This window comes from Thauera linaloolentis 47Lol = DSM 12138, assembly GCF_000310205.1.
Classification (GTDB): domain Bacteria; phylum Pseudomonadota; class Gammaproteobacteria; order Burkholderiales; family Rhodocyclaceae; genus Thauera; species Thauera linaloolentis.
In genome coordinates, this window is sequence record NZ_AMXE01000043.1 from 18,960 (window position 1) to 33,500 (window position 14,541).

Consider the following 14,541-nt stretch of genomic DNA (forward strand, 5'->3'; position numbering starts at 1 on the left):
TTTGCGCGCCTGGACGGTCAAGCAAAGAGAAACCCGCAAATCGCGCGGCTTTCTCTACGACCGTTTTCCACAGGGGAACCCCATGATCCGCTGCAACACCCGTCCGCCGCGAGCAAGCTCCGACGCACACCGCCGCAAGGTTCTGCACCTCGCCATCGTCAGCCTGTTCCTGGCCAGCACCATGCCGCCGCCGGCCCAGGCGCAAGCCGGCGCCACACCCCCCACCGCCGCCGACGCACGCGACTACGCCATCCCGGCCGGGCCGCTCAGCCCGGCGCTTTCCCGCTTCGCCGGGCAGGCCGGGGTCACGCTGTCGTCCGACCCCGCGCTCACCGACGGGCTCGTCACCCACGGCCTGCAAGGCCGTCACGGCACCGCCGGGGGCTTCGCCAGGCTGCTCCAAGGGTCCGGGCTCAGGGCCGTCGGATTGGGCGGCGGCGTGTATCGGCTGGAACGGGTGCCGACGGAGGCTGCGGCAACACTGAGTACGGTGACGGTCACAGCGCAGGCCGAGCGCAGCGCGCTTACCGAAGGCATCAACAGCTACGCCAGCCGCGAAATGTCGATGGCCAAGGGGCAGGCGATCCGCGGGATTCCCCAATCGGTCAGCGTCATCACCCGGCAGCAGATCGAGGACCAGGGCATGCAGACGGTCGATGAGGTCTTGCGGCAGATGCCCGGCGTGATGGTTGGCGGTGATTTGTACAACGGCAGCGGCGGACGCTACTACAGCCGTGGTTATGCGATGACCAATGTGCAGACGGATGGCAATTTCGATTCATCGATCGGCAGCTTTGCCGATGGCGGCAACAGCATTGCCAATCTCGCCATGTACGACCATGTGGAAGTGCTGCGCGGGGCGGATGGCCTGTACAGCGGCGTCGGCGAATCTTCCGGCACGATCAATCTGGTGCGCAAGCGTCCACTGGACCATTTCCAGGGCAAGGCCACGGTGGCAGCCGGCAGTTGGGACGACTATCGCGGCGAAATCGACCTGACCGGGCCGCTGGCCTTTGACGGCAAGCTGCGCGGGCGCGTGGTCGCAGCCAAGCAGGACCGCAGGTACTTCTACGACTACAGCAAGACGGATACCGATTTTGTCTACGGCATCCTGGAGGCCGACATCGGCGAACGCACGCTGCTGACTTTCGGGGGAAGCTATGAGAAATCCGAAGGCGTCCCGGAAGGCGGCGGCTTTCCCACCTATCACAATGGCCGCTTTCTCGGCCTGTCCAGAAGCACGAACTGGCTGACGCCCTGGTCGAAGACAGATGCCGAGAAATCGAATGCCTTCATCAGCATCCAGCATGAGCTGAGCGATAACTGGCGGGTATCGAGCAGCGCAAACCAGACGAACTACGATACTTCGCAGGTTATCGGGAGATTCGTGCAGCCCATTGATCCGAATACCAATCTCGTCAGGCGCATCGTTAATACGGCAGATGATGTCAAGACAACCAATACCTCTTTTGATTTGAATATCTCTGGAAGAGGGAGTGTGCGAGGTATTGGCTACGATCTGCTCGTAGGGGTGGATAGGCGTAAATTCGATTATGAGTACTATAACCCCTCTACGGTTTTCTACGCACCGGGAGTCTCCATACATGAGGTAGACATGGGTTCATTTGCTCAACCATCACTTTCTGGAGGATCGACGATAGAGGCGGTGACGAAGCAGAGCGGCGCCTATGCCAGGCTCAAGATCGATCTTCGAGACGATGTCCATCTTGTCCTGGGCGGCCGCTATACCGACTATGACGACGAAACGGATGACTGGTCCGAATCCGGCATCCTGACGCCCTACTTCGGCGCAGTGTACGACTTCAACAAAAGCTGGTCGCTGTACGCCAGCACGGCCAAGATCTACAAATCCCAGGCCAATCAGCGCAAAGGCCCGATCAACAGCACGGCCCCGCTGGACCCGATGGAAGGGCGCAATTATGAGATCGGCCTCAAGGGCGATCTATACGACGGCCGCCTGACCGGTTCCCTGTCCGTATATCGGCTGGAACGCCTGGGACAAGCTGCCCGTGATCCGGCCTACGACGACATCACGATTCCGGTGGGACTGGGCTGCTGCTACATCAACAGGGGTGAAGTCGTCAGCAAGGGCTTCGAGGCCGAGATCAGCGGCGAAATCCTGCCCCGCCTGCAGCTTTCCGCCAGCTACGCCTACAACCACAACGAGGACAAGACCACGCGCGCCGCCTACAACGTGCTGACAGCTCCCCGGCATCTGTTCAAGTTGTGGGGCAAATACCAGTTCCAGGGTGATTGGTCGCGGCTGAGCGTGGGTGCCGGCGTCAAAGCCCAAAGCAAGACATGGAGTGAAGGCTACTACGCAAATTTTGGTGGTAACTACAAGGTCATCCAGTCCGGCTACGGCGTCTGGGATGCCTTGGTCGAATACCGAATCGGAAAAGAGACTCAGCTCGCCTTGAACATCGGCAATGTCTTCGACAAAACCTACTACGCGGCAATTTCCAACAATTTCTACGGTAACTACTACGGCACGCCGAGAAATTACATGTTGACGCTGCGCACGTCGTTCTGACTTCCGCTGGCGCACCGGCACGTCCGCCGGTGTGCGTTTTCCTTTCTATCGAGGATCTCCTCATGCCCTGAGCGTGGCCCCGACACGCCAGGGAAAACATGCTACGCGGCGTGCTGCCGTACGTGATGGTCAAGAGCCGCTCCTGGAAAAAGCCAGCAGCCTCACACGGAAAACTCTATACACGTCGGCTTGCGATACAGCTTCTGATCGCCTCCGCGAACGCCACGGCTCCGATGGCGCTTCCCGTGCCGTTTCACTCGCCGGCCTGAAAATCCAGAGAATGCAACAATCTGTAAGAAACCTGCCCTTTCCGCCGTCTCAAACGACTTACATAGTGAAGGCTCGCAAGAAACACACGACCGGACGGTGACAGCCGCATGGCGTAAAAAAGGCCGGATGCCCTTGTGGGGCATCCGGCCTTCTTTCGACGGCGGGGTTCAGGCGTTCAGAAGTCGCCGCCGAAGCCTCCCGGACCGCCCGGCGGCAGGGCCGGGGCAGGATTGTCGTCGGCCGCTTCGGCCACCAGCGCGTCGGTGGTCAGGATCAGCGCGGATACCGAGGCGGCGTTCTGCAGCGCAGAGCGGGTAACCTTGGCGGGGTCCAGCACGCCCTGCTCCACCAGGTCGCCATACTCGCCGGTGGCGGCGTTGTAGCCGAAGTTGCCCTTGCCTTCGAGCACCTTGGCAACCACCACCGAGGCTTCGTCGCCGGCGTTGGCGACGATCTGACGCAGCGGCTCTTCCACGGCGCGCAGCACGATCTTGATGCCGGCGTCCTGGTCGTGGTTGTCGCCCTTCAGCCCTTCGATGGCGGCGCGGGCGCGCAGCAGCGCAACGCCGCCGCCGGGTACCACGCCTTCCTCGACGGCCGCGCGCGTGGCGTGCAGCGCATCTTCGACGCGGGCCTTCTTTTCTTTCAGTTCGACCTCGGTGGCCGCGCCGACCTTGATCACCGCCACGCCGCCGGCCAGCTTGGCCTTGCGCTCCTGCAGCTTTTCGCGGTCGTAGTCGGAGGTGGCGGCGGCGATCTGCGAATCGATGGCGGCCACGCGCGCCTGGATGGCATCCACGCTGCCGGCGCCGTCGATCACCGTGGTGTTCTCCTTGCCGATCTCGATGCGCTTGGCCTGGCCCAGATCGCCCAGCGTCGCTTTTTCGAGGGTCAGGCCGACCTCTTCCGCGACCACCTGGCCGCCGGTGAGGATGGCGATGTCTTCGAGGATGGCCTTGCGGCGGTCGCCGAAGCCCGGCGCCTTGACCGCCACCACCTTCAGGATGCCGCGGATGGTGTTGACCACCAGCGTGGCGAGCGCCTCGCCTTCCACGTCCTCGGCGATGATCAGCAGCGGCCGGCCGGCCTTGGCCACCAGTTCCAGAATCGGCAGCAGATCGCGGACATTGGATATCTTCTTGTCGAACAGCAGGATGTAGGGGCTGTCGAGCTCGGCGACCTGCTTTTCCGGGTTGTTGATGAAGTACGGGCTGAGGTAGCCGCGGTCGAACTGCAGGCCTTCGACCACTTCGAGTTCGTTGGCGAGGCTCTTGCCATCCTCGACGGTGATCACGCCTTCCTTGCCGACCTTGTCGATGGCGCTGGCGATGATCTGGCCGATGTCGGCGTCGGAGTTGGCGGAAATCGAGCCGACCTGGGCGATTTCCTTGCTGGTGGTGGTCGGTTTGGCGATTTTCTTCAGTTCTTCGACGACGGCCACCACGGCCTTGTCGATGCCGCGCTTGAGGTCGGCCGGATTGAAGCCGGCGGCGACGAACTTGAAGCCTTCGCGGACGATGGCCTGCGCCAGCACGGTGGCGGTGGTGGTGCCGTCACCGGCGTTGTCCGACGTCTTCGACGCAACCTCCTTCACCAGTTGGGCGCCGATGTTCTCGAACCTGTCCTTCAGTTCGATTTCCTTGGCCACGGACACGCCGTCCTTGGTCACCGTGGGGGCGCCGAACGAGCGCTCCAGGACCACATTGCGGCCCTTCGGCCCCAGGGTCACCTTGACCGCGTTGGCCAGGATGTTGACGCCCTGCACCACCTTGGCGCGCGCGTCGTCTGCGAACAATACTTGTTTGGCTGCCATGTATGATTCTCCGTCGTTCCCGGTTCTTGCTCAGTTCTCGATCACCGCGAAGATGTCTTCTTCGCGCACCACCAGCAGTTCTTCGCCGTCCACCTTCACGGACTGGCCGGCATACTTGCCGAAAAGCACCTTGTCGCCCTTCTTCAGCGCGGGCGGGCGCACTTCGCCGTTGTCGAGGATCTTGCCGTTGCCGACCGCCAGCACTTCGCCCTGGTCGGGCTTCTCGCCGGCGGAATCGGGGATGACGATGCCGGACGCAGTGGTCCGTTCGGCTTCCAGCCGTTTGACGATCACACGATCGTGCAAGGGGCGCAGGGCCATGTGGGGTTCTCCTTTGTCGCCCACGCCGATCGGCGTGGAATGGTGGTTGAAGCGGCAGCGAACGAAATTTCCGCGCGCCGCGCTGTCAGCACTCGGCGTGATCGAGTGCCAGGCCACCGTACCTTAGCCCAAGGCTCCGTCGGCCCTAAGCGAGAAATTCTGCGTTGGGTAGCAGCCAGCCTGATATGCATTTGACACAACCGGGACAACCCTCCGCCCCGGGGCGCTAATCCGCGCAGCGGCCGCTGCCCCGCCGCTCCGCGCTACACTGCGGCACCGGTTCGGCCGCCTGCCGGAACCCCTTCGCACATGAGCCCGGGCCGGCTTGCGGGCCACGCCGGCCCCATCCCGGTAAGATGTTCCGGCCAAGTCTGCTGCAATGAACCTTCGATGAAATCGCTGCTCAACCGCCTGTCGCTGGCGATGGCGCTGGTGCTGGTCGCCGCCGGCCTGCTGCTTGCCTTCGCCCTGCAGGATTTTCCTCGCCAGTTGGTCGAGGAATACGTGGTGTCGCGCCTCAAGAACGACGCCGACCTGCTCTACGTCCGCGTGCTCGACGCGCAAGACCCCGAGGCCGCCGCACAGGGCGCTGCCGGCACCGCCTACCAGTTGCCGCTCTCCGGCCACTATTTCATGGTCCGCAAGGGCGAAGGGCCCTGGCTGCGCTCGCGTTCGCTGTGGGACGAAGACCTCGCCGTGCCCCCGCCCGACGCCAGCGGCGAAGCCGTCTTCCGCCTCGACGGCCCGGCGCGGCAGAAGCTGCTTGTCTATACCAAGCGCTTTCCGTCCGCCGACGGCGGTATCGTGGTCGTCGTCACCCAGCACATCTCACATCTCGACGAAGCCATCGCCCGCTTCGGGCAGCGCATGCTCGCCGGGCTCGTCATCGCGCTGCTGCTGTTGCTCGTGCTGCAGCGCCGCCTGCTGCTGCGCGGCCTGGCGCCGCTGCAGGACGCGGTCGCCGCCTGCCGCCAGATCGAGCGCGGCGAACCGGCCAGCCTCGGCAGCCAGGCCCCGCGCGAAGTGCAGCCGATGCTCGATGCGCTCAACCGCCTGGCACAGCACCATGCGCAGCGCCTCGGCCGCATCCGCCACGCCGTCGGCAACCTGTCGCATGCGCTCAAGACGCCGCTGGCGGTGCTGCAGCACCGTGCCGACGAACTGCAGCGGCAAGGCGCCAGCGGCCCGGCCCGCGCCATCCAGGCCCAGGTCGACACCATGCGCGACACCATCGAACGCGAGCTGCGCCGCGCCCGGCTCGCCGGCGGCGGCCCCACCAGCGAAGGCTTCGACGCCCGCCCGCAGTTGCAAGGCCTGGTCCAGGCCCTGCGCCAGTTGCATCCCGAGCGGCCGCTCGACATCGCGCTGGACATCCCCGAACGCCGCTTCGCGCTCGACCGCGAGGACATGCTCGAACTCTTCGGCAACCTGCTCGACAACGCCTGCAAATGGGCGCACGGGCGCATCGCGCTGCGCATCGCCGGCGAGGCTGAAGCCGCCGATGCGCTCGTCTGCGTCATCGACGACGACGGCCCCGGCGTGCCGCCCGGGCTGCTGGAGCGCCTCGGCACGGCCGGCCTGCGCAGCGACGAACAGCGCCCCGGCCATGGCATCGGCCTGGTCATCGTCGGCGACATCGTCGCCCAGTACGGCGGCGAGATCGACTACGCCCCCTCGTCCGCGCTGGGCGGCCTGCGCGTCTCGCTGCGCCTGCCCGTGTAAGGTGCCCGCCGCCCGCGTTCAACCGCTACAATCGGCCGTTTCCGGCAGGCCCCTGGCCTGCCCCGCCATCCCGCCCGGTGACGATGCCCGACACCCGGCACCCCACGCTCACGAACTGGAGATGACCATGCCCGGACTGCTGCCCGATGTCGATCCCGAAGGCCTGCTCGAATACTCGGTGGTATTCACCGACCGCTCGCTGAACCACATGTCCAAGGCCTTCCAGGGCGTGATGCGCGACATCTCGGCAACGCTGAAGCAGGTCTACAACGCCCACGCCGTCGCCCTCGTGCCCGGCGGCGGCACCTTCGGCATGGAAGCCGTGGCGCGCCAGTTCGCCACCGGCAAGAAGACGCTGGTGATCCGCAACGGCTGGTTCAGCTTTCGCTGGACGCAGATCTTCGAAATGGGCGGCATCCCGTCCGAATCGGTCGTCCTCAAGGCCCGCCAGACCGGCACCGGCCCGCAGGCGCCCTTCGCCCCCGCGCCGATCGACGAAGTCGTCGCCGCCATCCGCGAACACAGCCCCGACCTGGTCTTCGCGCCGCACGTCGAAACCGCCGCCGGCATGATCCTGCCCGACGACTATCTGCGCGCCGTCGCCGACGCGGTACACGAACACGGCGGCTTGTTCGTGCTCGACTGCATCGCCTCGGGCGCGGCCTGGGTCGACATGCAGGCCTGCGGCATCGACATCCTGATCAGCGCGCCGCAAAAGGGCTGGACCAGTTCGCCCTGCGCGGCGATGGTGATGATGAACGCCGACGCGCGCGCGCGCCTCGACGCCACCACCAGCACCAGCTTCGCCGCCGACCTGAAGAAGTGGCTGCAGATCATGGAAGCCTACGAGGCCGGCGGCCACGCCTACCACGCCACGCTGCCCACCGACGCCCTCGCCGCCCTGCGCGACGTGATGAAGGAAACCGAAGCCTTCGGCTTCGACAAGGCCAGGGACGCACAGTGGGAACTGGGCCGCCGCGTGCGTGCACTGCTGGAGTCGCGCGGCATCCGCAGCGTCGCCGCCGAAGGCTTCCAGGCGCCGGGCGTGGTGGTCAGCTACACCGACGACGACGGCTTCAAGAGCGGCGCCAAGTTCATCGCCGCCGGCCTGCAGACCGCCGCTGGCGTGCCGCTGCAATGCGACGAGCCGGCGGATTTCAAGACCTTCCGCATCGGCCTGTTCGGCCTCGACAAGCTGGGCGACATCGACCGCGCGGTGGGTAATCTGGAGCGGGCGCTCGATTCGCTGGGGTGAGGGTTTCCCGGCCGGGGCCAGGAGCCCCGGTCACCGCCCGCTTTCTACAGCAGGTGTTCAATCAGGGCTTTCGTATCTTGGCGCCCGGCCATTGCCTGCCCGCGCGCTTGATGAAGCGCGCGTCGAACGTCGCAAAGCCTTCGTCGCAAGCTGCCTGGCCGGCGCATTGCAGGTGCAGGGCATCGGCGAAATCCATGCCTTGCGCGAGTGCCTCAATGGCACGCGTCACTGCCGGCGCCGCATCGCAAACCACATGGGACAGGCAGATCAGACCATCGAAGGCCCGAGCGATCTCGCTTGCCTCGAAACCAAAGGCGCTGCCGGCGCTGTTTGCGCAATACGGCCCCCCTCTGGCTCGGTTGATCAAATCTTGATGATGGTGTCGCTGTAGAGCGCCACCAAGGCATCATGAGTCATCAAGCGCATCGGCTCTATCAGCGCTTGCGCAACGAGGATGCGGTCGAACGGGTCGTTGTGATGGGCTGCCAAGTCTTCCACCGCAACAGCATGCTCGGCTTCAACTGGCAGGATGCGATAGCCGGACTGCCGGAAGTAGCGCACCGCATCCTGGCCGGACACGGGCATGTCGCCCCGGCCGAGGGCGTGCTTGATGGCGATCTCCCACACGCTTGCGCTGCTGACCCAGACTGTCGTTTTCGGGGACTGAATCAGCTCCCGAGCCTTCTGCGGCAACTTGGGGCTATCCGTGATGGCCCACAAGGCAACATGCGTGTCGAGTAGCAGGTTCAAGATTACGCCCCACCCATGAACATCCGAGCCACTTCCTCATTGTGATCGTCGATGTTATCGGGTACCTCGAACTTTCCCTTGGCGACTCCAATGCGCTGACCCGGGGGCACCGCGTCGATAGGCACGAGCTTGGCCGCAGGACGGCCATTGCGGGCGATGATGATTTCGCGCTCCTTGCCCTCTTCGATGGTTTCCACCAAACGGGACAACGAGGATTTGGCTTGCAGCATATTGACGGCTTGCATGGTGCTCTCCAAAAAACAAAATTAGTCTAGTCTGGCCAAACCCTATAAGCAAGCAGCGATCGGCCGCGCCGCCAGGTCGCTGCCTGCTCGCCTACGCGATCGCAGAAACCTTGGATTTTGTCGATGGGCACGGCGATACGAGCATCCGTCGTGAATATACGATCCTGCTGTCTTACGCGAAGCAGTCAATTTGACCGAAGCACGCCAGGCTCGATTTCATCCCGCTCCCGCTTTCTTCAACGCCCGCTGCTTCACCAGCGCGAACAGCACCGGGATCACCGCCAGCGTCAGCACCGTGGACGACACCATGCCGCCCACCATCGGCGCGGCGATCCGGCGCATGACCTCGCTGCCCACCCCGGTGCCCCACATCACCGGCAGCAGGCCGACGACGATGGTCAGTACCGTCATCATCTTCGGCCGCACGCGGCCGGCCGCGCCTTCCATCACTGCCGCATGCAGTTCGGCGGCGGTGGGCGATCGCCCCTCGGCGGCGCAGGCGGCAAGCACTCGCTTCCATGCCTGGTCGAGATAGATCAGCATGATCACGCCGGTTTCGGCGGCGACGCCGGCCAGCGCGATGAAGCCGACCGCTACCGCGACGCTCATCTGGTAGTCCAGCCACCACATCAGCCATACGCCGCCGATCAGCGCGAAAGGCACCGACAGCATCACGATCAGCGTCTCGGCTAGGCGGCGGAAGTTCAGGTACAGCAGCACGAAGATCAGCGCCAGCGTCAGCGGGCCGACGATGGCGAGCCGTTCGCCGGCGCGCTCCATGTTCTCGAACTGGCCACTCCAGGTGGCGTAGTAGCCCGGCGGGAACTGCACCTGCCCGGCCACCGCCTGCCGGGCGCGGGCGACGAAGGCGCCCAGGTCGGTCTCGCGCGTATCCACATACACGTAGGCGGCCAGCATCGCGTTCTCGGTACGCACCGACGCCGCGCCGCGCACGATGCGCACGTCGGCAAGCTGGCCCAGCGGCACCGCGCCGCTGGCGGTCGGCACCAGCACGCTGGCGGCGACGCGCTGCGGGTCGTCGCGCAGTGCGCGCGGGTAGCGCACGCTGACGTCGTAGCGCTCCAGCCCTTCCACCGTCGTCGTCACGCGCTCGCCGCCGAGCGCGGTGGCGAGCGTCTCCTGCAGGCGGTCGATGGTCAGGCCGTGGCGTGCCAGTTGATCGCGGCGCGGCTCGATGTCGACGTAGTAGCCGCCGGCGACGCGCTCGGCGTAGGCGCTGCTGGTGCCGGGCAGCGCGCGCACCGCCGCTTCGACCTCCTTCGCCACCCGCTCCAGGGTTTCCAGGTCGGTGCCGAACACCTTCACACCGACCGGCGTGCGGATGCCGGTGGACAGCATGTCAATGCGGGCCTTGATCGGCATCGTCCATGAATTGGCCAGGCCGGGGAACTTCAGCGCCGCGTCCATCTCGGCGATCAGCGCGTCCACCGTCATGCCAGGGCGCCATTCGGATTCGGGCTTGAGGTTGATCACGGTCTCGAACATTTCCAGCGGCGCCGGGTCGGTCGCGGTGTTGGCGCGGCCGGCCTTGCCGTACACCGATTCGACTTCGGGGAAAGTCTTGATGATGCGGTTGGTGGTGGCGAGCAGGCGCCCGGCCTCGGTCACCGACATGCCGGGCAGCGCCGCCGGCATGTAGAAGATGGCGCCTTCGTTCAGCGTCGGCATGAACTCGCTGCCGATCTGGCGCGCGGGGATCAGCGTCAGCCCCATCGCAAGCAGCGCCAGCACCAGGGTCGTCAGCCTGAAGCGCATCACCAGCGCGATCAGCGGCCGGTAGGCCGCCCCCAGCGCGCGGTTGATCGGGTTGCGGTGCTCGGGCACGATGCGGCCGCGCACGAAGAGCAGCATCAGCACCGGCACCAGCGTCACCGACAGCACCGCGGCGCCGGCCATCGCCAGCGTCTTGGTCCACGCCAGCGGCGCGAACAGCCGCCCCTCCTGGCCTTCGAGCGTGAACACCGGCAGGAAGGACACGGTGATGATCAGCAGCGAAAAGAACAGCGCCGGCCCCACTTCGCGGCAGGCGCCGATCAGCGTCGCCCGCCGTTCGGCTTCGCTGGCGTCCGCGCCCAGCGTCTCCAGGCGCTTGTGCGCGTTCTCGATCATGACGACGGAAGCATCGACCATCGCGCCGATGGCGATCGCGATACCGCCCAGGCTCATGATGTTGGAGCCGATGCCGAGCGCCTGCATGCCGATGAAGGCCACCAGGATGCCCAGCGGCAGCGTCACGATCGCCACCAGCGCGCTGCGCACGTGCAGCAGGAACACGATGCACACCGCGGCGACGATCAGGCTTTCTTCCAGCAGCGTCCATGTCAGGTTGTCGATCGCACGCCCGATCAGCGTCGAACGGTCGTACACCGGCACCACCTCCGCCCCTTCGGGCAGGCCGGGGGCGATCTGGGCCAGCTTGGCCTTGACCGCACCGATCACGTCCAGCGCGTTCTCGCCGAAGCGCGCCATGACGATGCCGGACGCCACTTCGCCTTCGCCGTTCAGCTCGGCCAGGCCGCGCCGCTCGGCCGGCACCTGCTCGACGCGGCCGACGTCGGCGATGCGCACCGGCGTGCCGTTCTCGGTCTTCAGCACGATGCCGCCGATGTCCTCCGCACCGCGCAGATAGCCGCGCCCGCGCACCATGTATTCCTTCTCGGCCAGTTCGATGACGCGCCCGCCCACGTCGCGGTTCGACTCGCGGATCGCGCGCGTCACATCGTCGAGGGCGATGCCGTAGCCCGCCAGCCGGAACGGGTCGACCGTGACCTGGTATTCGCGCACGAAGCCGCCGACGCTCGCCACTTCGGCCACGCCCTCGGCCTGGGTCAACTGGTAGCGCAGATACCAGTCCTGCAGGCTGCGGGTGTCGGCCAGCGACATGTCGCGGCCGGTGACGGCGTACTGATAGACCCAGCCCACGCCGGTCGCGTCCGGCCCGATCTGCGGCGCCACACCCTGCGGCAGCCGCGCCGCCGCGGTGCTGAGGTATTCCAGCACGCGCGAGCGCGCCCAGTAGATGTCGGTGCCGTCCTCGAAGATCACATAGACATAGGACGCGCCGAACATCGAGAAGCCACGCACCACCCGCGCGCGCGGCACCGCCAGCAGCGAGGTGGTGAGCGGATAGGTGACCTGGTCTTCCACCACCTGCGGCGCCTGTCCGGGGAAGTCGGTATAGACGATGACCTGCACGTCGGACAGGTCGGGCAAGGCGTCGAGCGGCGTGTGCTTGATCGCGTACAGTCCGCCGCCGATCAGGAACAGCGTCGCCAGCAGTACCAGGAAGACGTTGCGCGCCGAAGCCTCGATCAGCCCGCCCAGCAGGCCGCCCTCCGCCCGGCTGCCTTCCGCCCGGCTACCTTCCATGTAGTCGCCGGCTCCCGCACGTCCGGCGGCGGGCTCCCGCGCCGGATCAGTCATGGCGATGCTCCGCCGCGCCCGGCGCCGGCGAGGCGCCGAGAGGCTCGATGCGGGTGACGACATATTCGCCCGGCCCGCGCGCCTCGAAGCGGAAGCGGATCGGCGTGCCTGGCGCCAGGCCATGCACGAGATCGAGCGATTCGAGGCCGAACTCCATCGTCATCGACGGCCACTTCAGGGCCGGAATCTCGCCGTGGCTCAGCATGGCGCTGCCGGTTTCGGCGTCGAAGTCCTCGAAGCTGCCTTCAGCATCGTAGGCGGGCGGCGCACCGGCGTCGCCCTCCCCGGTATCGGCGAGATTCGACAGCGCCGCGCGCAACTGGCTCTCGGAATCGATCAGGAAGCTGGCGGAGACCACTACCCGCTCGCCCTCCTGCACGCCGTCGAGCACTTCGGCGAAATCGCTGCCGCGCGCGCCCAGGCGCACCGGCCGCGGCGCAAAGCGCCCTTCGCCGAGCGCGACCAGCACCACCTGGCGGTCGCCGTCGTCGATGACGGCCGATGCCGGCACGGCGACGCGCGGCGCATCGCCGCCGGTCACGACTTCGACGCGGGCGAACATGCCGGGCCGCAGCGCACCGTCCGGGTTGTCCAGTTCCAGCCTCACTTGCGTGCTGCGCGTGGCGGCATCCAGCGTCGGGTACAGGTAGGCGACCCGCGCCTCGAAACTCCGCCCCGGGAAGGCATCGAACACGAGTTGCGCAGGCTGGCCGACTCGCAGTTGCGCCAGATCGCGCTCGAACACGTCGGCGATCACCCACACCCTGGACAGATCCACGATGCGGAACAGTGCCTCGCCGGCGGCGAAGCGCGCACCCTCGACGGCCGTCTTTTCCAGCACGACACCATTGATCGGTGCATGCAGGGTCTGGCGCGCACCGGTCTGCTCCGCCACCTGCAGGTTGCGCAGGCGTGCCCGCGTCGCCTCGGCCAGGCGCGCGGCGGCCTCGGCAGCCTGCGGATCGGCCGCGCTTTCGCGCCGCAGGCGCTCGGCGATGCTCAATTCCTCGCCCGCCGACTGCAGTTCCGGGCTGTAGGTGGAGAACAGCGGCTGGCCGCGGCGCACCACGTCGCCGGTCGCCCTGACGTGCAGGCGCTCGATCCAGCCGTCGAAGCGCGGTGCGACGACCGCCTGCGTGCGCTCGTCGACCTCGACTCGGCCGCTCGCGCGCACCGGCTGGGCCAGCGTCCGCATCTCCACCACCGCGGTCTTCACCCCCAGCGTCTGCACCCGCGCCGGACTGACTTTCACCACGCCTTCGTCGCCCGGCTCCTCGCCCGCATGGACCGGGATGTAGTCCATGCCCATCGAATCCTTCTTCGGCACCGGCGAAGTGTCCGGCAGGCCCATCGGGTTGCGGTAGTACAGGATCTGGCGGCCCTGGCCGTCCGCCTGCGTCCCTGCCACCCCGCTGCCGTGGGCCGCCTGCCCAGTGCCTTCCGCCACGACACCGCCATGTGGCGCCTGGCGGCTTCCCGCCCAGTAGCCGGCACCTGCCGCCAGCGCGCCGAGCAACACCAGCGCGGCAAGCCACCCCGTCCTGTTCACTTGATTTCTCCCGACAATTTCTCGATTTCGCTCAGCGCCAGGCGGGCTTCGATTTCGGCCTGCAGCACTTGCTCGCGCACCGCGATCAACTGCCGTTCGGCTTCGAGCACGCTGTCGAAATCCACCTGCCCGCCGGCCAGCGCGCTGCGCGCCGCGTCACGCGTGGCGGCGGCCTGCGGCACCAAGCTGCCGCGCAGCAGGCGCAGGCCGTCCCGTCCGCCGGTATAGGCCGCCCACGCCGCGCCCAACCGGCCGGCGGCTTCGTCGGCGGTGGCTTCGCGCCGCGCCTGGGCGGCGGCGAGCATGCGCTCGGCTTCGTATTCACGGGCACGCCGACTGCCCTGCTGCAAGGGAATCGTCACCTCGAACATCAAGTCCCAGGACGAGCGCCCTTCGTCGGGCCGGTTGTGGGTGAGGCCGACGCCGAAGTCCGGCAGACGCTCGCGCCGGGTGCGATCCCGCTCGGCATGGGCCAGGCCGACGCCTTCCGCCGCGGCCATCACCTCGGGGTTGCGGCTGCGCGCGCGCTCGAAGCGTTCGGCGGCATCGCGCAGGTCCGGCAGCGGGCCGGGTTCGGCCGGCGCCGCCAGCGGCGCGTCGGGCCGGCGCGACAGCAGG

11 protein-coding genes are annotated in these 14,541 nt (G+C 66.7%); 3 read left to right on the forward strand and 8 right to left on the reverse strand.

The features are described from left to right. Positions 1-82: 82 nt before the first annotated feature. Positions 83-2,554, forward strand: a complete 2,472-nt coding sequence (locus C666_RS11810) for a TonB-dependent siderophore receptor (RefSeq protein WP_004339039.1) — start codon at positions 83-85, stop codon at positions 2,552-2,554. Positions 2,555-2,999: 445 nt separating this feature from the next. On the opposite strand, the gene groL is transcribed toward C666_RS11810, so the two are convergent. Both groL and groES read right to left on the reverse strand, forming a co-directional pair. Then, a complete protein-coding gene (gene groL / locus C666_RS11815; protein ID WP_004339041.1) occupies positions 3,000-4,637 on the reverse strand; it encodes a chaperonin GroEL in 1,638 nt (545 codons plus the stop codon). Between the two features lie 30 nt (positions 4,638-4,667). After that, complete coding sequence (gene groES / locus C666_RS11820) at positions 4,668-4,958, reverse strand: co-chaperone GroES (protein WP_004339043.1); 291 nt, start codon at positions 4,956-4,958, stop codon at positions 4,668-4,670. A 390-nt stretch (positions 4,959-5,348) separates the two neighbouring features. On the opposite strand from groES, the gene C666_RS11825 reads away from it, so the two are divergent. Next, a complete protein-coding gene (locus tag C666_RS11825) occupies positions 5,349-6,680 on the forward strand; it encodes a sensor histidine kinase (protein WP_004339045.1) in 1,332 nt (443 codons plus the stop codon). 127 nt (positions 6,681-6,807) lie between these two features. After that, positions 6,808-7,935 carry an aminotransferase class V-fold PLP-dependent enzyme gene (locus C666_RS11830; RefSeq protein WP_004339047.1) on the forward strand — a complete coding sequence of 376 codons (1,128 nt, stop codon included), beginning with the start codon at positions 6,808-6,810 and terminating at the stop codon, positions 7,933-7,935. A 61-nt stretch (positions 7,936-7,996) separates the two neighbouring features. On the opposite strand, the gene C666_RS20480 is transcribed toward C666_RS11830, so the two are convergent. From C666_RS20480 to C666_RS11855, 6 genes are all read right to left on the reverse strand, one after another. Beyond that, a complete protein-coding gene (locus C666_RS20480; RefSeq protein WP_154666283.1) occupies positions 7,997-8,302 on the reverse strand; it encodes a PIN domain-containing protein in 306 nt (101 codons plus the stop codon). After that, on the reverse strand, positions 8,299-8,685 hold the full coding sequence (locus tag C666_RS11835) for a type II toxin-antitoxin system VapC family toxin (protein WP_004339050.1): 387 nt from the start codon (positions 8,683-8,685) through the stop codon (positions 8,299-8,301). The genes C666_RS20480 and C666_RS11835 overlap by 4 nt, the downstream gene beginning before the upstream one ends. 2 nt (positions 8,686-8,687) lie before the next feature. Continuing rightward, positions 8,688-8,930 (reverse strand): type II toxin-antitoxin system Phd/YefM family antitoxin, encoded by a 243-nt coding sequence (locus C666_RS11840; RefSeq protein WP_004339052.1) that lies wholly within the window; start codon positions 8,928-8,930, stop codon positions 8,688-8,690. A 216-nt stretch (positions 8,931-9,146) separates the two neighbouring features. After that, complete coding sequence (locus C666_RS11845; RefSeq protein WP_051019942.1) at positions 9,147-12,320, reverse strand: efflux RND transporter permease subunit; 3,174 nt, start codon at positions 12,318-12,320, stop codon at positions 9,147-9,149. A 46-nt stretch (positions 12,321-12,366) separates the two neighbouring features. Continuing rightward, a complete protein-coding gene (locus C666_RS11850) occupies positions 12,367-13,923 on the reverse strand; it encodes an efflux RND transporter periplasmic adaptor subunit (RefSeq protein ID WP_004339056.1) in 1,557 nt (518 codons plus the stop codon). Beyond that, positions 13,920-14,541, reverse strand: a 622-nt coding sequence (locus C666_RS11855) for a TolC family protein (protein ID WP_039919216.1), incomplete at its 5' end; no start/stop codon positions are given. The genes C666_RS11850 and C666_RS11855, both read right to left, overlap by 4 nt.

What these genes read in the sequence shown, in the direction of transcription:
- C666_RS11810 (WP_004339039.1), top strand. Translation starts at nt 83, where the DNA reads ATGATCCGCTGCAACACCCGTCCGCCGCGAGCAAGCTCCGACGCACAC.
- C666_RS11840 (WP_004339052.1), bottom strand. Translation starts at nt 8,930, where the DNA reads ATGCAAGCCGTCAATATGCTGCAAGCCAAATCCTCGTTGTCCCGTTTG.
- C666_RS11845 (WP_051019942.1), bottom strand. Translation starts at nt 12,320, where the DNA reads ATGGAAGGTAGCCGGGCGGAAGGCAGCCGGGCGGAGGGCGGCCTGCTG.
- C666_RS11825 (WP_004339045.1), top strand. Translation starts at nt 5,349, where the DNA reads ATGAAATCGCTGCTCAACCGCCTGTCGCTGGCGATGGCGCTGGTGCTG.
- C666_RS11830 (WP_004339047.1), top strand. Translation starts at nt 6,808, where the DNA reads ATGCCCGGACTGCTGCCCGATGTCGATCCCGAAGGCCTGCTCGAATAC.
- groL (WP_004339041.1), bottom strand. Translation starts at nt 4,637, where the DNA reads ATGGCAGCCAAACAAGTATTGTTCGCAGACGACGCGCGCGCCAAGGTG.
- groES (WP_004339043.1), bottom strand. Translation starts at nt 4,958, where the DNA reads ATGGCCCTGCGCCCCTTGCACGATCGTGTGATCGTCAAACGGCTGGAA.